Source organism: Paucibacter sp. TC2R-5 (assembly GCF_025717605.1).
Taxonomy (GTDB): Bacteria; Pseudomonadota; Gammaproteobacteria; order Burkholderiales; family Burkholderiaceae_C; genus Paucibacter_A; species Paucibacter_A albus.
In genome coordinates this window covers 177,037-198,630 of record NZ_JAJIRQ010000008.1, presented here as the reverse complement: position 1 = coordinate 198,630, position 21,594 = coordinate 177,037, and the positions used below count along the sequence as shown (strand labels likewise).

The 21,594-nt window shown below is 61.5% G+C and carries 19 protein-coding genes; 12 read left to right on the top strand and 7 right to left on the bottom strand.

Annotated features, from left to right (window positions below; genetic code table 11):
* Positions 1-16 precede the first annotated feature (16 nt).
* Positions 17-1,279, top strand: a complete 1,263-nt coding sequence (locus LNV08_RS18565) for a DEAD/DEAH box helicase (RefSeq protein ID WP_263535232.1) — start codon at positions 17-19, stop codon at positions 1,277-1,279.
* Here LNV08_RS18565 and LNV08_RS18560 read toward each other — a convergent pair.
* The 5 genes from LNV08_RS18560 to LNV08_RS18540 all read right to left on the bottom strand — a co-directional run bounded on the left by LNV08_RS18560 (position 1,265) and on the right by LNV08_RS18540 (position 5,168).
* Entirely contained in the window at positions 1,265-3,115 is a 1,851-nt protein-coding gene (locus tag LNV08_RS18560; RefSeq protein ID WP_263535231.1) for a hypothetical protein, read from the bottom strand. The two genes, LNV08_RS18565 and LNV08_RS18560, sit on opposite strands and share 15 nt — an antisense overlap.
* A 2-nt stretch (positions 3,116-3,117) precedes the next feature.
* Positions 3,118-3,762, bottom strand: coding sequence for a hypothetical protein (locus tag LNV08_RS18555; protein WP_263535230.1), 645 nt, complete (start codon positions 3,760-3,762; stop codon positions 3,118-3,120).
* Positions 3,763-3,842: 80 nt separating this feature from the next.
* Positions 3,843-4,244: a type II secretion system protein gene (locus LNV08_RS18550; protein ID WP_263535229.1), complete on the bottom strand. Its 402-nt coding sequence runs from the start codon at positions 4,242-4,244 to the stop codon at positions 3,843-3,845.
* Positions 4,245-4,254: 10 nt separating this feature from the next.
* Positions 4,255-4,716 (bottom strand): type II secretion system protein, encoded by a 462-nt coding sequence (locus LNV08_RS18545; protein ID WP_263535228.1) that lies wholly within the window; start codon positions 4,714-4,716, stop codon positions 4,255-4,257.
* Complete coding sequence (locus tag LNV08_RS18540) at positions 4,710-5,168, bottom strand: type IV pilin protein (RefSeq protein WP_263535227.1); 459 nt, start codon at positions 5,166-5,168, stop codon at positions 4,710-4,712. The genes LNV08_RS18545 and LNV08_RS18540 overlap by 7 nt, the downstream gene beginning before the upstream one ends.
* A 303-nt stretch (positions 5,169-5,471) precedes the next feature.
* Between LNV08_RS18540 and LNV08_RS18535 the strand changes: the two genes are divergently transcribed.
* Both LNV08_RS18535 and LNV08_RS18530 read left to right on the top strand, forming a co-directional pair.
* On the top strand, positions 5,472-6,728 hold the full coding sequence (locus LNV08_RS18535) for a sulfite oxidase (RefSeq protein ID WP_263535226.1): 1,257 nt from the start codon (positions 5,472-5,474) through the stop codon (positions 6,726-6,728).
* Positions 6,728-7,105, top strand: a complete 378-nt coding sequence (locus LNV08_RS18530) for a c-type cytochrome (RefSeq protein WP_263535225.1) — start codon at positions 6,728-6,730, stop codon at positions 7,103-7,105. The genes LNV08_RS18535 and LNV08_RS18530 overlap by 1 nt, the downstream gene beginning before the upstream one ends.
* A gap of 3 nt (positions 7,106-7,108) precedes the next feature.
* On the opposite strand, the gene xth is transcribed toward LNV08_RS18530, so the two are convergent.
* On the bottom strand, positions 7,109-7,876 hold the full coding sequence (gene xth / locus LNV08_RS18525; protein ID WP_263535224.1) for an exodeoxyribonuclease III: 768 nt from the start codon (positions 7,874-7,876) through the stop codon (positions 7,109-7,111).
* A 178-nt stretch (positions 7,877-8,054) separates the two neighbouring features.
* On the opposite strand from xth, the gene LNV08_RS18520 reads away from it, so the two are divergent.
* Positions 8,055-8,594, top strand: a complete 540-nt coding sequence (locus LNV08_RS18520) for a cupredoxin family protein (protein ID WP_263535223.1) — start codon at positions 8,055-8,057, stop codon at positions 8,592-8,594.
* 10 nt (positions 8,595-8,604) lie between these two features.
* Here LNV08_RS18520 and LNV08_RS18515 read toward each other — a convergent pair whose 3' ends face one another.
* Positions 8,605-9,387, bottom strand: a complete 783-nt coding sequence (locus LNV08_RS18515; protein ID WP_263535222.1) for a 3-hydroxybutyrate dehydrogenase — start codon at positions 9,385-9,387, stop codon at positions 8,605-8,607.
* 241 nt (positions 9,388-9,628) lie between these two features.
* Here LNV08_RS18515 and LNV08_RS18510 point away from each other — a divergent pair, with 241 nt between their 5' ends.
* The 8 genes from LNV08_RS18510 to LNV08_RS18475 all read left to right on the top strand — a co-directional run bounded on the left by LNV08_RS18510 (position 9,629) and on the right by LNV08_RS18475 (position 21,558).
* A complete protein-coding gene (locus LNV08_RS18510) occupies positions 9,629-10,312 on the top strand; it encodes a GAP family protein (RefSeq protein WP_263535221.1) in 684 nt (227 codons plus the stop codon).
* A 193-nt stretch (positions 10,313-10,505) separates the two neighbouring features.
* Entirely contained in the window at positions 10,506-11,495 is a 990-nt protein-coding gene (locus LNV08_RS18505; RefSeq protein WP_263535220.1) for a hypothetical protein, read from the top strand.
* Positions 11,496-11,540: 45 nt separating this feature from the next.
* Positions 11,541-13,751 (top strand): sensor histidine kinase, encoded by a 2,211-nt coding sequence (locus tag LNV08_RS18500; RefSeq protein ID WP_263535219.1) that lies wholly within the window; start codon positions 11,541-11,543, stop codon positions 13,749-13,751.
* Entirely contained in the window at positions 13,741-14,859 is a 1,119-nt protein-coding gene (locus LNV08_RS18495) for an ATP-binding protein (RefSeq protein WP_263535218.1), read from the top strand. The genes LNV08_RS18500 and LNV08_RS18495 overlap by 11 nt, the downstream gene beginning before the upstream one ends.
* A gap of 100 nt (positions 14,860-14,959) precedes the next feature.
* Positions 14,960-15,376: a response regulator gene (locus LNV08_RS18490; protein WP_263535217.1), complete on the top strand. Its 417-nt coding sequence runs from the start codon at positions 14,960-14,962 to the stop codon at positions 15,374-15,376.
* 11 nt (positions 15,377-15,387) lie between these two features.
* Positions 15,388-16,839 (top strand): sensor histidine kinase, encoded by a 1,452-nt coding sequence (locus LNV08_RS18485; RefSeq protein WP_263535216.1) that lies wholly within the window; start codon positions 15,388-15,390, stop codon positions 16,837-16,839.
* Positions 16,840-16,842: 3 nt separating this feature from the next.
* Positions 16,843-18,453, top strand: coding sequence for a sensor histidine kinase (locus LNV08_RS18480; RefSeq protein ID WP_263535215.1), 1,611 nt, complete (start codon positions 16,843-16,845; stop codon positions 18,451-18,453).
* Positions 18,454-18,459: 6 nt separating this feature from the next.
* The gene (locus LNV08_RS18475; protein ID WP_263535214.1) at positions 18,460-21,558 is read left to right on the top strand and encodes a response regulator; all 3,099 of its coding nucleotides are present in this window, start codon (positions 18,460-18,462) and stop codon (positions 21,556-21,558) included.
* The last annotated feature ends 36 nt before the right edge of the window (positions 21,559-21,594 follow it).

Sequence of the window (21,594 nt, the reverse complement as noted above, 5' to 3'; positions counted from 1 at the left end):
GCCCAAGGCCCACTTCATGTCTTTTGCAACGCTGGGCCTTTCGCCCGCCCTCATCCGCGCCGTGCGCGAGCAGGGCTACCACGCCCCGACCGCCATTCAGGCCGCCGCCATCCCCGTCATTTTGCGTGGCCAGGACGTCCTGGGCTTGGCGCAAACCGGCTCCGGCAAGACCGCCGCCTTCGCCTTGCCGCTGCTACAGAATCTGCTGCAACAGCGCGGCGCCGGTGTGCGCCAGACCCGTGCCCTGGTGCTGGTGCCCACGCGGGAACTGGCGGCGCAAATTGGTGAAGCATTGCAAGCCCTGGCCCAGGACTTGCCCCTCGCGATCAAGGTCGCCACTGTCTTTGGTGGTGTATCCATCAATCCGCAGATGATGGCCTTGCGCGGCGGCGCCGACATCGTGGTAGCCACGCCAGGGCGCCTGCTGGATTTGCTCGACAACAATGCTTTGCGCTTGTCGGCCGTCAGCATGTTGGTGCTGGATGAGGCCGATCGCCTGCTTGATATGGGCTTCGCGGATGAGTTGCAGCGCGTGCTGGCCTTGTGCCCGAAGGCGCGCCAGAACCTGTTTTTCTCCGCCACTTTTGCGCCGGCCGTGCAGGCGCTCGCCGATGGCCTGCTGCATCAGCCCGAACGGATCACGATTGCAGCCGAGCCCGAGTGCACGGCGGCGATTCACCAACGCTCGATTCAGGTTGATGAGAGCCGGCGCACGCCCTTGCTGCGGCACTTGCTAGAGACTGAAGGCTGGACGCGCGTGCTGGTGTTTGTGGCGACCAAGTACGCGACCGAGCATGTCTCGGACAAGCTCTGGAAGCAAGGCATCAAGGCGGCCGCCTTGCACGGCGAGTTGAGCCAGGGCGGTCGCACCAAGGTGCTGGCGGCGCTGAAGAACTCGGAGATTCAGGTGCTGGTGGCCACCGATGTGGCGGCGCGCGGTCTGGATATTCCTGACCTGCCGGTGGTCTTGAACTACGACCTGCCGCGCGCAGCAATCGATTACACCCACCGCATCGGCCGCACCGGCCGGGCGGGCGAGAGTGGCGTCGCCATCAGCTTTGTCAGCGGCCACAGCAGCAATGGCGAGGCGCATTTCCGCTTGATTGAAAAGCGTCAAGCCCAGCGGGTTGCGCGGGAGCAGATTGCCGGGTTTGAGCCGACCGATCTTGACTCGGCACCTTCGCCCACCGGTGGCGTCAAGGGCTTGCGAAAAAGCAAGAAAGACAAATTGCGTGAAGCGGCCGCAGCCGCTGCAGCCCTTGCTTCAGCGGTAACGTGACCACAGCAGCGTGGCCGACATAGGCGCGCTGGAAGTGGCCGCCGTATTGCTGGGATCGAAACCGCTGGGCAGATTGCGCAGGTCGATCGAGGTGCTGGCACCCAAGGAGCTGCCGGTGTTGGTAGTGGCCAAGTTGGCTGCGGAAACATAGCCATGCACGACCGTGCTGCCCGAGGTGGTCAAGTCATCGCCGGCCAAGACCGAACCATAAACGTCATTGGAGGCTGTTAGGTTGATCTTGCCACCCTTGTAGACCGAAGCCAGCAAGCCACCGGCCCCGAAGGCGATGTTTCCAGCCGCCACCGGCTGCAGCTTGCTGGTGTCACTGGCTTTGCAGAAATTGGTCGGTGCCAGCGCTGGAAAAGTGCTGTTGGTGCAGGTCTTGGCGTAGCCTGCATAGTTGACGGCATAGGTGGAATTGGTTCCGCCGGTATTGATGTTGCCGGTGGCGATCCAGCTGTTGTAGTAGGTGCCGGAGCCGGCCTCGACGTCGCCATCGAACCACAGCACACCTGGCGCCATGGTGGTCCCGGCCACCGTCCACTTGCCCGCGCTGTAGCTGAAGCAAGAGTTGTAATCGGAATAGCCTGAGCAGATTTTGGCGACGCAGCTGGCTGCGTTGTAGCTGCTGGTCGTACACAGATAGTCCTGCGTGCCACCGGTGCCGACCAAAAAATAGGTGGCATTGGGAATCGAGTTGACATTGTTGACAGTGACCTTGGTGTTGCTGCCAACCCGCTCGAAAACATAGTTAGCCAAGGACTTATAGGGGTAGGCGTCAAACGCAGGCGTGGTCACCGTGCTGGCGGTCAGGGGCGTGATGTTGACGGCCAAGTTGGCCACCCGCGTCATGTTGACCTTTGTATTCCAGGTTTGGGTGGAGAGACTGCCGCCATAGTTGCCGCTGCCTACGCTGCCGTTGGACGACTCGGTGTAATTGCCCGCCACCTGGGCGTCACCGCTGACCGTCAAATTGCTGCCGACGACGCTGCCCTTGGTTTTCAAGGTGCCGATGGTGGCGCTGCCTGTGGTGACATTGCCGATCGAATTCAAAGCGGTCACAGAGTTGCTTGACATCGTGACGGTACCGTTGGCGGTCAGGCTGGCTACGCTGACGCCGCCGCTCAGGCTAACGTTCTTCATCGACTGCACGCTGCTGTACAGCGCGCTGCCGGAAAGGTTGATATTGCCCTCGGAAAACAAGAGGTCAAAACCGACCGAGCCGCCCAAGGTGATGTCGCCGGTCGCATAGAGATTGGAGATGCCGGTCAAGCTGCCCGAGCCATTGACCGTGCCGTCAACAACCACCTTGGTCTGCGCATCGCCTTGCACCTTCAGATCGCCGCCGAGCTGAAGATTGCCCTTGATATTGACGGCCGGCACTTTCCCTGTCGCACCAGGTGTGCCGCCATTGCCCTTGGCACAAAAGGTCGCAGCCAAAAGCGAGTTGGCGCCGCCGCTGCTGCCGGTGATATTGAAGCCGACCCGGGTGCCGCCGCCGCAGTTGACCGAGTCAGCCGCCAAGACATCCACCACGGTCGCGCTGATGCCGCTCAAGGCGGAGAACGTCACCACCTGGTTCACGCTCAGCTTGGCCGCCTCGGTAGCGCCCAATTGATATAGATGCTGGCGCAGCGCCTCGACGCCGCTCCAGGCCTTGAGCTGCGCCTGCGTCTGCGCATGCACGGTGACCGACTGCGATTGCAGGCCGCGCACATAGTAGATCGCGCCAAACACCATGGCGCCGAGCGACAAACCGCTCAAGAGCATGAACAGCACCGAGGAGATGCCGCGTTGGTGACGCCGCGCGCAAATATGTCCTTGAGTGAATGCCATGATCAAGAGCTCAGGTTGGCCAGACAACTGGTGTAGGTGTTGCTGGACCCGGTCACGCTGCCGCTGTAGCCGAATTTGACCTGAACAGAGGCGGCTGGGGGGTCATAGCTGCTGATGGTCTTGGGCACCGCGCCATAGGGCCAGCAATTGCTGGCGTTTTGCACCGACATGGTGACGGCTTGTGCCTGCACATTGGCGTCAACCAAGGTGCGGCGCAACCAGGTGATGGTGCTCCATTGCGTCGTCAAAGGCGAACAGGCACCGCTGGACTGAATCATGTAGAGCGCCTTGGTGCTGGGGTCAGACACCAGGCCCAGGCAGCGATAGTCAGCGCTGCTGGCCGAGAGGCCCGGGTTGGCGATCCAGACCAGCGCGTTGCCGGAACTGGCCGCCGCGCCGACCGCCACCACCGTACCGCTCAGAATCAGGGTGTTGGGGTTTAAAGAGGCGTTCGAAAGCAGCAGCAAATGGGTGCCGGTGACCGGCGAGCTGATGCCGTAGCCTGCGCCTTGCAATGCAATTTGGGCGCTCAGCAGGCCCGAGGCCAGTTGGCCATCTTGCAAGGAGTTGCGAACCAAGCCACCGCCGCCAAACACCGTTTGGGTCGTGCTGCGGTACAGCGCCAATGCGCCTAAGACGGCAAACATTGATATGGCCATGCCCACCATCAGGCTCACCAGGCTCAAACCAGCTTGACTGCGGCCAGGGGGGCGAGCGTGCGGCTTCATCAGTTGGTCACGGTCAGGGTGCCCGGCCCGAGCAAGGTGTCGGCATCCACCGCAAAGCGCACGATGGGCAAGTTGGTGCTCTTGGCAACGCCGTTGATCGTCACCGTGACAGGGGTGACGGTGCAGGTTTTTTGCAAACCCGTTAGTTGCAAATTGGTGCCCAGCGTCAAATCACTGGTGACGGTGGCGTTGCCGCTGACCGGGCAGCTATTGGCGACGCCATTGCCTTGCAAATCGGCCCGTATTGCTTGAATCGCCAAGCTTTGGCCTTTTTGAAACTTCTGCGCCACCATGGCGCGGCTGACGGCATATACCAATCCAAGACCAATAACGCCGAGTAAAACCATGGCCACCATGGCCTCGATCAGGGCGTCACCGCGTTGCTGCCTTGGCTTGCGCATGAATGTGGACTTAGTTGAGCGTGCCATTGCTGCTCTCCGAGCCCTTGCTGATGCTGAAGCTCATCACGGTGCCACAGGCGACGCCGCCCACTGTTGCGCTTAAGCTCATGCCGGCGCTATCCAGTGCAATGCATTGGCTGGCGGCGGCGTTCAGTTGAATGGCCGCAGGCGGCACCGCCGACCAATTGAAAGCGCTGCAGTCCAAGGCGCCGGGCAAACCCTCGCGCACACAGAGCTTGCCCGGGATGCTGATGAGCACGGCGGCCGCCGTAGCACTGGCGGCTGAAGGGTTGCGCAGAGCGGTGGATTTCAACTGGCTCATTGCTTGATTCAACAGACTCTGGGTTTGCCGAACGGCCGCTTGGTTGCCCCAAGCCACCGAGAAAGGGGCCACGGCCATGGCCAACAACATCATGACGGCGATCGTCACCATCAACTCGATCATCGACAGTCCAGCTTGGGACTTCACCATGAAGTGAAGCCGCAACTGCTGCTTGCGGTTCGGGTATTGAGGTTGTCCAAGCTGATCGTGCAGCCGGCGGAGCTGCCCTTGCCGGTGGCCGTCAGCGTGTAGCTGCTGGCGGTGCTGACCATGGTGTAGTTGAAGTAACTGGCCTGCGTGGGTGACCAAGCGCTGAAGATCGTGTTCGTAGCCGCCGTGTTGGCTGCGTAGACCGGATAAGTCAGCTGCAGCTGATAGCGGTTCTCCATATTCAAGGCCAGTGCAGCGAGATCGGCGCTGGCGCTCTTGGCGCGGCTCTTGTTGATATAGCTGGTGTAGGAGGGGATGGCCACGGCGGCCAAAATCCCCACCACCATGACGGCGACCATCAACTCCATCAAGGTAAAGCCACTCTGGCCCTTGGTGCGCGAATTTGCGCGGGGCGTGGTGGCGTGGGCGCTGAGGCACGGTGTGTTCTGCAAGATCACTCCTTGAGGGCTGATTTGTTCGGTTGGTGCTGCTTAGTTCAAATACAAATCCACTTTGATACCAATTGTAATGACATGCTCTCACGCCGAGCAGTGCCTAAATTCACGCCGGGCTGAACTATCTTGTGTTGACAGGGTCGTGACAGTCAATAGCCTTGTCTCAATTTTGGTGCCGGTCGCGATATTGTTGGCATGCAGCAGGGCATTCAATTCGAGTTTGCTGTAAATCCCTAAGAGAATCGCAGGCGAATAAGCCCTACCATCGGTTTGGGTGAAATGAGCAGCAGAGGAGTTTTCATGAGCAGCAAATCGAAACGGGACGCCGCGACAAGCCTGGGTCGGCGTCAATGGCTGGCTGGCAGTGCCGGGGCGCTGGCGACCATGGGTTTGGGTGCCGCCAATGGCCAAGCACATGCACAAGCACAGTCCGCTGCCTCCGCGCCGGCGCTCCCGGTCGCACCTGCCAAGCCGCTGCTACCTGCCTATGCGGCCTGGAAGGACGCAGGCGCCGTCATCATTCACTCCAGCAGCACCATAGAAACCAAGCGCCAGGCCTTCGGCAATGGTTTGATCACACCGGCCGAACAGCTCTATGTGCGCAACAACCTGCCGGCGCCCAGCGTCAGCATTCTGGAAAACCGCGATGCCTGGGAAATCAGCATCGAAGGCGTCAAGCAGCCACGCGTCTTGAGCCTGCGGGAACTCAAGACCATGGGTTTGGAAACCACGCCCATGGTCTTGCAATGTTCGGGCAATGGCCGCGGCTTCTTCCCCAACAAGCCCAGCGGCACGCCCTGGACTGTTGGCGCAGCCGGCTGCGTGGTGTGGACGGGGGTGTCGGTGCGGCAACTGGTGGAGAGCTTGGGCGGCACCTTGGCCGGCATGGACTTCATGACCGGCACCGGCGGCGAGCTATTGCCGGAGGGGCTGGATCCCAAATCCATCATGGTCGAGCGTTCGGTGCCGGCCAAGGCCATGGCGGATGCGCTCTTGGCCTGGGAGATGAACGGCGTGCCAATTCCGCTGGCTCATGGTGGCCCTTTGCGCTTGATCGTGCCGGGCTACCAAGGTGTCAATCAGATCAAATACGTCAAGCGGCTGGCCTTCACGGCGCAAGAATCCGACGCCAAGATCATGGCCCATGGCTACCGCATCTCTCCACCCGGCGCCAAGGCCGACCCGAGTCAGCCCTCGGTGCTGGAGATGAATGTGAAGAGTTGGATCACTTCGCCTTTGCCCGAGCGTGCGGCGGCGGCTGGCCAAGTGCAGATTCAAGGACTGGGCTTTGGTGGGCAGCGGGCGGTCAAGCGGGTAGAGGTGTCAGTCGACGCCGGCAAGACCTGGAAAGAGGCGCGGTTGGTCGGCCCGGATCTGGGCAAATACGCGTGGCGACAGTTCGTGTTGGCGGCCAAGCTGCCCGCCGGCACGCACACCTTGATGAGCCGGGCCATCGACACGGCCGGCAATGTGCAGCCCGAGCAGCGACTCGAGAACGTCGGCGGCTATAACAACAACAGCGTGCTGGACCACGCGGTGACGGTGACGCTGGCGTGATGGCTCGACAGCGCCTGTTCGGCTTGATCTTCGCCTTGATCTGCGGCTTGCTGGCGTTTGGGCCCGTGAATGCCGGCACCGACGGCGTCACGGCCAAGCAAGCACAGGAGGCCGAGTTCGAGTTGGGCAAGCGCCTGTTCACCAAAACAGCCGTGCCGGCTTGCGCGCTTTGCCATACCCTGAGGGATGCGGCATCCGAGGGGGCAGTGGGCCCGGTGCTGGATGAAATCAAGCCCGATGCCGACCGTGTGAGCAAGGCCTTGCGCAATGGGCTGGGCAATATGCCGGCCTTCAAGACCCTCGGTGAAGCCGAGATCAAAGCCCTGGCGCGCTACGTGTCGCAGGCCTCGGGCGGGGCTGGCCCGTCCGGCAATTAAATCTCAGGCGAGTTCAATAATCACCGGCGCATGGTCGCTGGGTCGCTCGTTCTTGCGCGGCAGCTTGTCGATCACGCAAGCCCTCACGTCGTTCTTCAAGGCCTGGCTGACCAAGATATGGTCGATGCGCAGGCCTTGGTTTTTTCTGAACGCAAGATTGCGGTAATCCCACCAACTCCAGCTCTTGGGAGCTTGCTCGAACAGCCGGAAGGCGTCACTCAGGCCTTGCGCTTGCAGCGCCTGAAAATGTGCGCGCTCCTGCGGTGTGCAGTGGATTTGGCCGGCCCAGGCGATGGGGTCGTACACATCGGCATCGGTCGGCGCGATATTGAAGTCACCCATCAACACCAGCTTTTCGTGGCTCTGCAATTCGGCGGCCACAAAGCGCTGCAGCGCCTCCAGCCATGCCATTTTGTAAACAAATTTGTCGCTGTCCGGCGCCTGCCCGTTGGGGAAGTAGGCGCCTATGCAGCGCACGCCCTTGACCGTGCCGGCAATCACCCGGGCTTGCGGGTCGTCAAAGCCGGGCAGGTTTTTGATGACGTCGGTGGCGGCCTCGCCGAGGCTCAGCAGGGCAACGCCGTTATAGGTTTTTTGACCAAACCATTGCACCTGATAGCCGGCGGCCTCGATCTCGGCGGCGGGGAACTTGTCGTCGGTGAGCTTGGTTTCTTGCAGCACCAAAACGTCAACCGGGTTGGCCTGCAGCCAGTCCAGCATTTGCGGCAGGCGCACATTGAGCGAATTGACGTTCCAGGTGGCAAGTTTCATCGGTTTTTCTTATGCGTTGATAGGCCTCGGCATTGTGCATGAGCGGTGGCCGCAAATGCTTTTCGGCCTGAGACTCTATGATGGAACTTCGCGCAAACTGCGCATCGGTCCCGAGCGGATCGTGCATCGAACCCGCACCCAAGCGGCCTCCACAGACACTCTGCTTCAAGCGCTAAAAATGAAATCGATACAGAACAACGTAGTCAGCGTCGCCATCTTGTCAGCCGCACTGGCCCTGAGCTTCAACGCACCGGCCCGCGCGCATGGCGTGGAAGGGCATGCAGCGAAAGCAGGCAGTGTCAATAAGGAGCAGATGGCTTTTGGCATCGCCGGCGAGGCCAAAGCAGTCAGTCGGACCGTTCAGGTCAGCATGTCGGATGCGATGCGCTTCACGCCTGCCCTGATTGAGGTCAAGCAAGGCGAAACCATCAAATTCGTCATCAAAAACGAGGGCAAGGTGATGCATGAGTTCGTCATCGGCAGCAAGGACTCCCTGGCCGAGCATGCGGCGATGATGCTGAAGTTTCCGAATATGCAGCATGATGAGCCCTATATGGCCCATGTGCAGCCTGGCGGCAAGGGCCAGATTGTCTGGACCTTCAACCGCGCCGGCGACTTCGACTTCGCTTGCCTGATCGCCGGGCATTACCAAGCCGGCATGGTGGGCCGGATCCAGGTGCTGGCAACTCCGGCTGCCGCTGCAAAAGCGGCCAAGTGAGGGCAGGGCGCTAGCGCGCCACCCAACCACCGTCGACGGGCAGCGACACACCGGTCATTTGCGCGGCGGCGTCGGAACACAAGAAGACGGCCAGGCCGCCCAGTTGTTCCGGCGAAGCAAATTGCAGCGAAGGCTGCTTTTCACTCAGCAGCTTGGTTTTCGCTTCTTCTGTGCTGATGTTTTCTTTGGCGGCCAGGGCATCAATTTGTTTTTGCACCAGCGGCGTCAATACCCAGCCCGGGCAGATGGCGTTGCAGGTGATACCGCTCGCGGCGGTTTCCAAGGCCACCGTCTTGGTCAGGCCAACTACGCCATGCTTGGACGCCACATAGGCCGCCTTGTCGGCCGAGGCCACCAGGCCATGTACCGAGGCGATATTGATGATGCGTCCCCAGCCGCGCTCCTTCATGCCGGGCAGGGCGGCGCGTGTGGTCAGGAAGACGGCGGTCAAGTTGATCGCAATCACGGCATCCCAGCGCTCCAGCGGAAACTCATGCACTGGCGATACATATTGAATGCCGGCGTTGTTGACCAAGATGTCGACGCTGCCGAGTTCGCGCAAGGTGCTTTCGATCAAACCGGTCGCCTGTGCCGCAATCGACAAATCGGCCCCGTTATAGGCTACGCGCACGCCGTAAGTGCTGGCGAGTTCTTGGCGCAAGGCTTCGATCTCGGCGGTGTCGCCGAAACCGTTGATCATCAGATCGGCGCCGGCCGCCGCCAGCTGACGCGCCAGCCCCAGGCCAATGCCACTGGTCGAACCGGTGACGACGGCAACTTTATTCTTCAACATCTGGCTGACTCCCTGTGAATAAGTGAACCGGTGAAGATAATCCGGCAGCACATGTTTTTGCCTAGACGCACCCCCTGAGGTTGTGCTTCAGTCTAGCATGGCTGAAATTTGCCGCAGTATTTCAGCATGGCGGTATGGCATCATTGATTGGGGAATCTTGATGTATATCTAAATTTTCATAATGATTTGGATATTGATTGGCTGGTCTTTTGTCATTGATCAGGCCTGCGAAAAAGGTGATATGAATACAAGTTTTGCAGCTTCTTTGGCGGAAATTCTGCCTTACGCCCTGTTGATTGCCTTGAGTCCGATATCCTTGGTCGCTATTATTTTGAATCTGTTTTCGCGCAGGGCGCGCCAAAATGGGCCGGCCTTCTTGGCCGGTTGGGTACTTGGATTGGGGCTGATTTGTGGCGCAGCGGTGGTCTTGATCGAAGCGGGCGAGGAAGCCTATGCGCTGAGCCCATCGCTGCTGGAGTCTGTTGGGCGAACCTTGTTGGGTGCCGTCTTGTTGTTGGCAGCTTGGCGGCAGTGGCAAAAGCGACAACTGGCCCCTAGCACGCCTAAATGGATGGCGGCCATCGAATCTTTTTCGCCGCGCAAAGCCGGCTTGGCTGGTTTTTTACTTTCCGGCCTTACCAACCCCAAAAATACCGTATTGATCGTGGCTGCCGGTATATCAATAACGCATGCGGGTTTGTCGCGGCCGGATGCCGCCTTATTGATTCTCTTGTTTGTTGTGTTTGCCAGTTTGGGCGTTTTCATACCCTTGTGCTATTTTTTGATGGGCGGCAGCGCGGCGAAGGCGGTGCTGAAGGTTTGGCAGCTGGCCTTGGTCAAACACAATGCCCTGGTGATGGCCGTGATGTTGCTTATTTTTGGTCTTTTGTTGGTGACCAAGGGTTTGCGCGGACTGATTGCCTGAGGGTACTCAGGAATATTCCCCCCGAACTTCAGGTATTGAGCCGATGGCGCTGCAAGGCCGACCTGCCTACAGTGCCTTGAAATTCGGCGCATGAATTGCATGCGCCTTCAATCGATCGGCGCTTTAGAAGTGTGCAAGGCTCCAAGCAAGCCAAATTGGAGTAAAGCCGCGCGCCGCAGTGGAGGGGAGCGATTTGGAAATCAGGCAAGCAGGCCCACCGAGCGGCGACGAGATAGAGGCGCCCGACCTTGCGGTGGCCCAGACTTCGCGGCGCTTTGCCTTGTTGTGCTATTTGATCGCCCTGCCCATCACGCTGTTGATCGCTTTTGAGCTGATCGGGTCCAGCCTGCAGCATATGCAGCTTGCCCGGGAGCAAGCACATGCCCGCGTCAAAGCCGTGGCGACGGCTGCGGCAACAAGCCTGCAGCAGCAACTCGGCCGCGATCTAGTCTTGCTGAAAAACCTGGCCCGGGAAGCGGCCAGGCAAGACGCCGATGCGGCTCGTTGCGCGCGCTTTTCCAGCGCCCTTGTCCGGCTGGACCAGGTGCTGGTCAATTTAAGCGTTAGAGATCTGCATGGCGAGCTGATCTGCGAGCTGGTGAGCCCGCATGGGCGGCTGCCGCCAAGCCCGGCGAGCTTGCAGAGTGCAAGCCTGTCCTTGCACAGCGCAGGTCGTTGGCTGACCTGGCTGACGCAGCCGCTGTTCGACAGCTCGGGTCAGCGCTTGGGTTCCTTGAACCTGCAACTGGACCTCTTGCAGATGAGTGAGCGCCTGCGTGAGGGCCTGCCCAGCCATGCGGTCGTGGAGGTGCTGAGTCGGCAGCAGACCATTGTGGCCCGTTCAAGCGATGCTGCCGCCTTCATTGGTCGGGTCAATGTCTCGGCCGATGCCTTGCGTGACTTGCTGGGGCAGCAAGGATTTCGGGAAGGCGAGTTCAGCGCCCCCTTGGCGCCGGATGAGGGGCCGCGCCTGAACCATGTTGTGAACATTGCGGGGACGGATTGGCGCTTGCTCGCCGGGCTGCCGCAGGCCGAACTTTTTGCAGACGCCGAGGCCATGCTGCGTCATAGTTTGGCCCTTGGCTTGGCCTTTGTCATGCTGATCACCTGGTTGAGCTGGCGCATAGGCCTGAGCTTGATCGTGCTGAATATTGGCCGCTCAAAGTCGAACGCCTTGCCTTGACGGGCGGGTGTCTTTCCTTTTGGCTTCATCGTGTTGGAGAGTCATTTGTCAAGGCCCGGTTTCCTGCCTTTGCGCACGCTCAATGCCCGCCTGACGCTGGTTACCCTGGCCTTGGTGGTGTTGAGCATTTGGACGCTGGCGATCTACGTCGGTCGCATCGTGCATGACGATGTGCAGGCCTTGTTGAGCGAGCAACAATATCGCAGCGTGGGTCTGTTGGCGGCCGAGATCAATGATCAGTTGGGAACACGCTTCGCTGCACTTGAGGCGGTCGCAAGAGAGGCCGGCGGTGCGAGGGATGCAGACCCCGTAGAAGCTCAAAGCCTGCTGGATCAACGGCCGGTCTTGCTGTCCCTCTTCAACGGCGGGGTGGTGTTCATCGCCAAGGATGGGCGGGCGATTGCCGATGCGCCGCCACTGCCCGGCCGGGTGGGCAGCAACTATTTGCGCAACACCGATGTCGCTGACTGCCTGAATGATGGCCGCTCCCGCGTCGGGCGCGCGGTGATGGGGCGGATCTTGAAGACCCCCGTGTTCGGCCTGATCGTGGCCGTGCGTGATGGGGGCGGTCAGGTGCAGGGCGTCCTGGTCGGCCTGATCAATATGGCCAAGCCGAGTTTTTTGGACCGCATCACGGCCCATGGTTTTGGCCAAACCGGGCATTTCTTTTTGGTGTCAATCAAGCATCGCCTGAGCATCACGTCCAGCGACCCCGGTCGCGTCATGCAAACTCTGGCGCCGCTCGGTGAAGACCCGGCCTTGGACCGGCTCCTCGCAGGGCAACACAGCAGCTTGGTTTACACCAACCCGGCCGGGCAAGAGGCGCTGGTGTCGCTGACGACCGTGCCGCTGGCGGGTTGGGCGGTGGCGGCATCCTTGCCGACCGAAGAAGCTTTTGCGCCGCTGCACGCCATGCAGCGGCGTATGTTGTGGGCCGCCTTGGGCTTGAGTTTGCTGGCTGCGGGTCTGATGTGGTGGCTGCTGCAACATCAGCTCGCGCCGCTGGTGCAAGCGGCCAAACACCTGGCTGTCGCGGCGGCCACATCAAGTACCGGTTTGCCTATGCAGCCTTTGCCAATCAAACGGCCCGACGAAATCGGCCTGCTGATCGCGGGCTTCAATCTGCTCTTGGCCGAACTCGGCGAGCGCGAACTCGCACTGGGCGACAGCGAGGCCCGCTACCGTTCCATGATCGAGCGGTCACCCGAGCCCATCGCCGTGCACCGGGCGGGCCGCTTGCTCTTTGCCAACCCAGCCTTGGTCAAGTTATTGGGCGGGCAATCGGCCCAGGACCTGGTCGGCCAACCGGTTCTGAAATTCATCCACCCCGATGAGCATTCGCAGGTACTTGCCAGGGTGGCTCAGGTGGCCGAAGGTGGGCTGCGTTTGATCCCGTTGGAATCGCGCTATCTGAAGCTGGACGGCAGCGTCATCGACGTCGAAGTGCAGGGCGCCATGATCGAATTTGACGGCGCGCCTGCCAATTTGGCGCTGGTGCACGACATCACCGAGCGCAAGCAAAGCCGGCTCGCGCTGCAGGCGGCCTTGCAGGAGAAGACGGTGCTGCTGAACGAAGTTCATCACCGCGTGAAAAACAATCTGCAGGTGGTCAGCAGCCTGATGCGGCTGGAGGCGGGGCGCGGCGCCGAGGCCCGCACTCGACAGGTCTTGACAGATATGCAAGGGCGCCTGCGCGCAATGGGCTTGCTGCATGAGTCGCTTTATCGCAGCGGCCTCTTTGCCAGCGTGAATCTGGGCGCTTATCTGAAGGATGTGGCCGTGCAGGCCTGCCGCAGCCAGGGCAGCCCAGCGGTTCGGCTGCATTTGGATATGGGCAGTCTGCAAGTGAGCCTGGACCAAGCCACACCCTGCGGCTTGCTGGTCAATGAGCTGATCACCAATGCCTATAAGCATGGCTTTGTCGGCGGCCGAGAGGGCGTGCTGGGGCTGAGCTTGCAGCCGCTGGCAGGCAGTGAGCAAACCGATACAGATCGGCAATGGTGCTTGCGCGTGCAGGATGATGGCATCGGCTTGCCGCAAGACTTCACGCTGGCCGGCACGTCCTCGTTGGGCCTCCAACTGGTGGGCGATTTGGCCCGTCAGATAGGCGGCGTCTTGACGGTTGGCCCGCTGCCGCTGGCTGCTTTCGAGTTGCGCTTCATGCCCCAAAACACGGCGCAAACCACGGCGCAAACCGCGCCCCAAAACTCGCTCCAAACCTCGCCCCCAACCGAGGCCCCAAAAGATGAGTCATGAACCCGCTGCTTCGCCCCCAAGCCCGCCCGCTCAGCTGAGTGAGCTCGAGGCCTATAAACGAGCTTTGGACGAGCATGCCATCGTCGCGATCACCGATGCGCGCGGCAGCATCTGCTATGTGAACGACAAGTTCTGCGCGATTTCAAAATGGTCGCGCGAGGAATTGATAGGCAGTGATCACCGCATCATCAATTCCGGTCACCACCCCAAGGCCTTTATCCGCGAGCTGTGGGAGACGATAAGCAGCGGCCGGGTCTGGAAGGGCGAATTGAAGAACCTGGCCAAGGACGGCAGCATCTATTGGGTCGAGACCACCATCGTGCCTTTTCTGGGCGCGGATGGGCGTCCGGCCCAATATGTGGCGATCCGCGCCGAGATCACGGCGCGTAAATTGCTGGAGCAACACAACGAAGAAATGCTCTTGGAGTTGCAGGCAGCCAACCGTGAGTTGAATGACTTCGCCTACATCGTCTCGCATGACTTGAAGGCCCCGCTGCGCGGCATCAGCAGCTTGGCCAGCTGGTTGATGAGCGACTACGCCGACAAACTTGGCGCCGAAGGTGCGCAGCAGCTCGGCCTGATCGACAACCGCGTCAAGCGCCTGGGCGCCTTGGTTGACGGCATCTTGGCCTACTCGCGCGCCGGGCGCGGGCGGGAGGAGCGCCGCTTGGTCAATCTGGATGCGCTGGTGCGCAATAGCATCGAGTTATTGGCCCCGCCGCCGCACCTAATGATTGAGCTGAACGGAACCTTGCCGAGCGTGCAAATCGACCCCTTCAAAGCTCAGCAGCTGTTTCAAAACCTGCTCTCCAATGCCATCAAATACATGGACAAAGCGGCCGGCCGGGTGACGGTGAGCTGCGCGGTGATCGGGCCGATGTGGCAGTTCACGGTGGCCGATAACGGCCCCGGCATTGAGGCCAGATTTTTCGACAAGATCTTCCAGCTGTTTCAAACCCTGAGCCCGCGTGACAAGGTCGAGAGCACCGGCGTTGGCCTAGCCTTGGTGAAGAAGATCGTCGAGCTCGAGGGGGGGCGCGTTTGGGTCGAATCCACGCCCGGAGAAGGTGCTGCTTTTCATTTCACGCTGCCGGCCGAAATCGTGTAGCGTTGCGTCTCGGCATTGTGCAAAGAAGCAGTCCGCTGCAAAGCCAGACGCAAAACCATCGGCAGCAGTGCAATCAGTAGCCAGCGAGGGCCAGATCATCATGCAAGCACAGCAACATATTTTGCTGATCGAAGACGATGAGGTCGATGTGATGACGGTGCGCCGCTCACTCAGAGATTTGGGTGTGGAATATCCGCTCGATCAGGTCAGCGATGGTGAAGCGGGCTTGGCGTTTTTGCGCGATCCGGCCAATCCCAGGCCGGGTTTGATTCTGCTTGACCTCAATATGCCCCGCATGAATGGGATCGAATTCTTGGCCGTGCTCAAGCAAGACCCTCTGCTCAAGCGTATTCCGGTGGTGGTGCTGACCACTTCTCAAGAAGAAACCGACCGCATGGCCAGCTTTGATCAAAATGTCTCGGGTTATATGCTCAAGCCGGTCGACTACCCGCAGTTTGTGCGCACCATGCAGGTGATTCGCGACTATTGGTCGACCAGTGAAGGGGCACCCAATTGAACGCGGCGAATGTGCCCGCATTCAATGCTGCCAGCGTCGTCAGTTTGCTGTTGATCGAAGACGATCTGGTCGACGAAATGGCCTTTTTGAAGGCGGTCAAGGAGCAAGACCTGCCTTACCGTGTTCGCGTTGCGCGCTCGGTCGCGCAGGCGCGCAGCGAGCTGGCCGGGCAAGCTTTCGACATCATCCTGTCCGACTACAACCTGGGCGACGGCACTTGCTTTGATTTGATCGATGCGTTTGGCGCGCAGCTGGTGCTGTTGGTGGCGGGCATGGGCGAGGAGCAAATCGCGGTGCGCGCGCTCGAGCTGGGTGTGCACGACTATATGTTGAAGGACCCACAGCGCGGTTATCTCAAGCTGCTTAAATGGCGCGTGGCCACGGCCTTGCAGCAGACCAATCTGGCCAGGCAGTTGCATGCCAGCCAGGCCAGTCTGCGGGCAACCTTGGATGCCGTGCCCGACCTGCTGTTTGAGATCGACCGGCAGGGCCGATATCACGATTACCACTCCGCCCGCAGCGATCTGCTGGCCGCACCCGCCGAAGTATTTCTGGGCAAGTTGGTCAGCGATATCTTGCCGCCCGCTGCTGCGGCGGTGGTGATGGCCAGCCTGGAGCAAGCCGATCGGGAAGGCTTCTCGATCGGTCAGCAGATCCAGCTCGATCTGGCGCAAGGCCCGATGTGGTTCGAGCTCTCCATGGTGCGCAAGGTGGATGGGGCATCCGATCAGTCTCGCTTTGTGGTCTTGTCGCGCGACATCACGGCGCGCAAACAGACCGAGGAAGCTTTGCGTCAGAGCTTGCAGGACAAGGAAGCCTTGCTCAGGGAAGTGCATCACCGAGTCAAAAACAATTTGCAGGTGATCACCAGCCTCTTGCGCCTGGAGGCGGGCCGCAGCAGCCTGCCGCAAACCAAGTCGGTGCTTGACGCAATGCAGGGCCGCATCCGCTCGATGGCCTTGCTGCATGAGACGCTGTATCGCTCGGGTGTCTTTGCGGGCTCCGATCTGTCGGTCTATTTGGCGCAGGTCGCCACGCAGGTGTTTCGCATGTCGGCCAGTGGCCGGGTGCGCTTGACGCTGGATCTGGCGCCGCTCAAGGTCGGCATGGACCTGGCCACGCCTTGCGGGCTGCTGCTCAATGAGCTGCTCAGCAATTGTTTCAAGCATGGCTTCGCGAGCGGCGCAGATGAGGCGGCGCAAGGTGGCGAACAAGGTGGCGCACAGGGTGGCGCACTCAGCGAAGGAGAAGTTCGGGTCAGCTTGCAGCCGCTGGCCGGTGGCCCCCGCTGGCGCTTGAAGGTCAGCGATACCGGTGCCGGCCTGCCGGCGGACTTTGAGGCCAGGCGCGAGCGCTCCTTGGGCCTGCAACTGGTGTCCGACCTGGCCCATCAAATCGGCGGTCAGCTTGAAGTCGGCACTGGGCCGGCGGCGGAATTCAGCGTCAGCTTCTTGCCGCGCTGACGCATGTTGCCCCTGAACACCATGTATGACATCGCCTGGCCTGATCTGGCCAAATATCTGCTGTTTTCGCTTGGCTTGGCCTTGCTACTCGCCACGGCTTTTGTGATCTTGTTGCGCCGCCAAGTCAGGCAAGCCGTGGCCGAGCTCGCCCACGGCCAGCAGTTGCTCAAGCGCAGCGAAGAGAGCTTGAGCATCACGCTGCACTCGATCGGCGACGCGGTGATCGCCACCGACGCGGCCGGCCTGATCACCCGCATGAACCCGGTGGCCGAGCGCCTGACCGGCTGGACCTTGGCCGAGGCTTTGGGGCGCACGCTGCCGGAGGTGTTTTGCATCATCGATACCGGCAGCCGCCAGCCACGCCAGGACCCCGCGCAGCGGGTATTGGCCAGCGGCCAGGCCACGGGCCTGGCCAATCACACCAGCTTGCTGGCGCGAGGCGGGGCGGAGTATCAAATCGCTGACAGCGCCGCGCCGATTCGTGACTCCGCCGGCCACCTGCAAGGTATGGTGCTGGTGTTCAGCGATGTCAGTGAGGCATACCGTGTGCAAGCGAGCTTGGCCGTCAGCGCCGAGTTGCTGGAGCGCACCGGTGCGCTGGCCAAGGTCGGCGGCTGGCAGCTTGAGTTGGCCACGATGAAGCTGAGCTGGACGCGCGAGACCTTTCGCATCGCCGAGTTGTCGGACGCGCTGGAGCCGCCGCTGGCCGACGGCATCCACCTGTTTGCGCCCGAGGCCCGGCCCTTGATCGAGGCGGCCTTGCAGGCTGCCATCGACAGCGGTACGCCTTACGACATGGAACTGCCCTGGATAGGCGCACAGGGAACGCCCAAATGGGTACGCACACAAGGCTCGGCCGTGCGTGAAAACGGCATTACGCTGAAATTGATCGGCACGATTCAGGACATCAGCGAGAGTCACCAGGCCAAGCGTGAGCTGGAGCTGTCCTTGCAGGAGAAGGTCGGCCTGCTCAATGAGGTGCACCACCGGGTCAAGAACAATCTGCAAGTCATCACCAGCTTGTTGCGCCTTGAGGCCACGCGCAGCGAACAGCTCGAAACCCGCGCGGTCTTGGGCGAGATGCAGGCGCGCATTCGCTCGATGGCGCTCTTGCATGAGTCGCTCTACCGCAGCGGGATTTTTGCATCCGTTGATTTTGCAAGTTATTTGCAGCAGCTGGCAACGCAGGCGGTGCGAGCGCAGGTCGGCGATGTCGCGGTGAAACTGACCTTGCAGCTGCGCCCGCTGACGATGAGCCTAGATCAGGCCGCACCGATTGGCCTGCTGGTCAATGAGCTGATCTCAAACAGCTTCAAACATGCCTTCCCGGCCGGGCGCGGGGGTGAGCTCAAGATCGAGCTGAAAGCCTTGGATGAGGCCGAGCGGCAGTGGTGCCTGCGGGTCAGCGACAACGGCGTGGGCTTGGGCGACGCGGCCGAATTCGAGGCGCGTTGTGCGCGCTCGCTGGGAATGCAACTGGTGTTTGATCTGGCGCGTCAACTTGGCGCCACATTGAGTATTGGCCCGGCACCTCTGGCTATTTTCGAGTTGCTGTTTGTGTACGATGCTCCCAGCAGCCCACATATACCCACCCGCCCGGCCCCTTTGAACTGAAGCCCTATGCCCAATTCCACGTCAGGCCAGCGCATATTGGTTGTCGAAGACGAGGTTCTGGTGGCGCGCGATATCGAGCAGCAATTGCGCCAGCTCGGCTATCTGCCGGTGGCTCAAACAGGCCGCGGCGAAGAAGCCATTCGCTTGGCCCATGAGTTGCGGCCCGATCTGGTCTTGATGGACATTCAATTGGCCGGCCCGCTAGACGGCATCAGCGCGGCGCAGGCGATACGCGATCAATGCGGGCTGCCGGTGGTGTTTCTGACCGCCTTTGCGGCCGATGATGTGTTGGCGCGGGCCAAATTGACCGAGCCTTTTGGCTACATCTTGAAGCCGTTTTCGGAGCGGGAATTGCGGACCGTGCTGGAAATGGCGCTGTACAAGTCCAAGAGCCAGGCCCAGTTGCGCGACAGCGAGGCGCGCTATCGCGCCCTGGTCGAATGGTCACCCGAGGCCTTGGTCGTGCATCGCCGTGGCCGGCTGATCTTTGCCAACCCGGCGGCGGTCGAGCTGTTGGGCGCGCGTTCGGCCCAGGATCTCTTGGGCCGCCGCGCGCTGGAGCTGCTCCATCCCGAGCAGCATGATGTGGCGCGGGCCAGCTTGGCGGCGGTCAGCGTGCCGGGTACAAGATCCGCGCTGGCCGAGCAGCGCTTCATCCGGCTTGACGGCCGCGAAATCGATGTGGAGGTCGTGGGCACCACGATCCCCTTTGATGATGAGTTGGCCGTGCATGTGCTGATCCGTGACATCACCGAGCGCAAGCAAGCGCAGGCTCAGTTGCGCAAGCTGTCGCTCGCAGTGGAGCAGAGCAGCGAAGCCATTTTCATCACCGATGTGAACGAGCGCATCGAGTATGTGAACGAGTCTTATATGGCCTCATGCGGCCAGACGCGCGCGCAGTTGCTGGGCAGCACGCCGGCGCTGTTTGCCAACAGCACGGCGCCATTGCCGGCCATTCGGGCCGCCTTGCAAGGCGGGGACACCTGGCGCGGCCTGATTCAAACCGATACAGAAGCAGACCGCAGCGACTTCGCCATCATCAGCCCCTTGCGCCAGCCCGATGGGCAGATCAGCCACTATGTCGCGGTCATGGAGGATGTCACCGAGCGCACCCGCATGGGCCGCGAGTTGGACAAGCACCGCTTCCATCTGGAGGAGCTGGTCGGGCGGCGCACCCAGGAGCTGGCGGTGGCGCGCGAGCAAGCCGAGGAGGCCAGCTTGGCCAAGAGTGCATTTCTGGCGAATATGAGCCATGAAATTCGTACCCCGATGAATGCCATTCTGGGGCTGAATTACTTGCTGCGCCGCGATGATCCGTCGCCCGCCCAGGTGCCGCGCCTGGACCGCATTGCCGGGGCCGGCCAGCATTTGCTGAGCCTGATCAATGACATTCTTGACCTCTCCAAGATCGAGGCCGGCCGCGTGCAGCTCGAGCGCATTGACTTCCATCTGGGGGCGCTGCTCGATCAGGTCGAGGCGATGATCGCCGAGACGGCGCTGCGCAAGGGTCTCAAGATCAAGCTGCTCAGCGAGGGCGTGCCGAGCTGGTTGAACGGCGACCCGACGCGCCTGCGTCAAGCGCTGCTCAACTATGCCGGCAATGCGGTCAAGTTCACCGAGCAGGGCGGCGTGACCTTGCGGGTGAGCCTCCTGCCGCGCCTGCCCAACTCGGACGAGGCAACGCTGCGCCTGCGCTTTGAAGTCGAGGACAGCGGCGCGGGCTTGAGCGAAGAGGCGGTTGGGCGGCTGTTCCAGATTTTCGAGCAGGCCGATGCGTCCACCACCCGCAAGCATGGTGGCACCGGCCTGGGGCTGGCGATCACGCAGCGCCTGGCGCATCTGATGGGCGGCGAGGCGGGGGTCAGCAGCCGCCTGGGCGAGGGCAGCTGCTTCTGGTTCACCGCCGAGTTGCGCGCGGGCCAGGCGCACAAGCCCGACTTCGCTTCGCTGCCGGGCTTCGAGGATGCCGTCGATGTGCTGGGCCTGGAGATGCAAGTGCGGCGCCTGCATGGCGGCGCACATGTGCTGCTGGTCGATGACAACGAGGTCAATTTGGAAGTGGCGCTGGACATGCTGCACCGGCTGGGCCTGCAAGTTTCCACCGCCACCGACGGCGCCGCAGCGCTGGCCTTGGTCGAGCAGATGGCGCAGAGCCAGCCCTTTGATCTGGTGTTGATGGATATGCAGATGCCGGTGATGGACGGCTTGCAAGCCTGCCGGCGCATCCGCGCTTTGACCGTGGGCGGCGCATTGCCGGTGCTGGCCTTGACCGCCAATGCCTTCGATGAGGACCACCGCGCTTGTGACGAAGCGGGCATGAACGATTTCATCTCCAAGCCGATCGAACCCTTGCAGCTGTACCGGGCCTTGCTGAAATGGCTGCCGGCCACCCAGCAGCGTGGCAACCCGGAAGCCGCGCTGGGACTTGCGCCTCAGCCGGCCGCGAGCCCCAGCGTAGCGCCTGCCAATGCTGCTCGCTTGAACCGTTTGGCCCTGTTGCCGGGCTTGAATCTGAGCAAAGGCCTGGCGGCGCTGCGGGGCAATAGCGAGAAGTACCTGAATCTCTTGAGCCGTTTGCTGCAATCCAATGCGCAGTGCGCGGCAGCCCTGACAACGCAGCTGGCGGGCGCTCATGCGGGCGCGGCCCGGCAAATCGTGCATACCTTGAGGGGCACTGCAGCGGCCTTGGGCGCGCTGCGGCTGGCCGAAATTGCCGCCGCGATTGAGGATAGCTTGCGCGATATGGAAGCCCAAGGTGTCGCTGCTTCAGAAGGCTATGGCGCTGATCTGCTGGCCGCGTTCGGCCCCGACATCGCGCGGCTGGAGGCGGAACTGCAGAGCCTGGCCAAGGCGATGGCGGAGGAGGAGGGCGATGCCGCAGGTCTGGCCGCGCAGGCTAGCGGGCGCGGGGCGGTTTTGCGCCAGCTCGACGCCTTGTTGGCGGACGGCGATATCGCCGCCGTCGTCTTGTTGGAAGACCATGCGGTGCTGCTGCGCAGCGCGCTGGGCGACTCCTTCGACGCACTTGAAAACCTGATCAGCCAGTTCGAATTCGCGCAGGCAAAAGCCATGCTGGAATTGATCATAGACAATGACCATTCCTGAGCGCCGCTTCTGGCCTGCCGATGCCCCCCCTCCAGC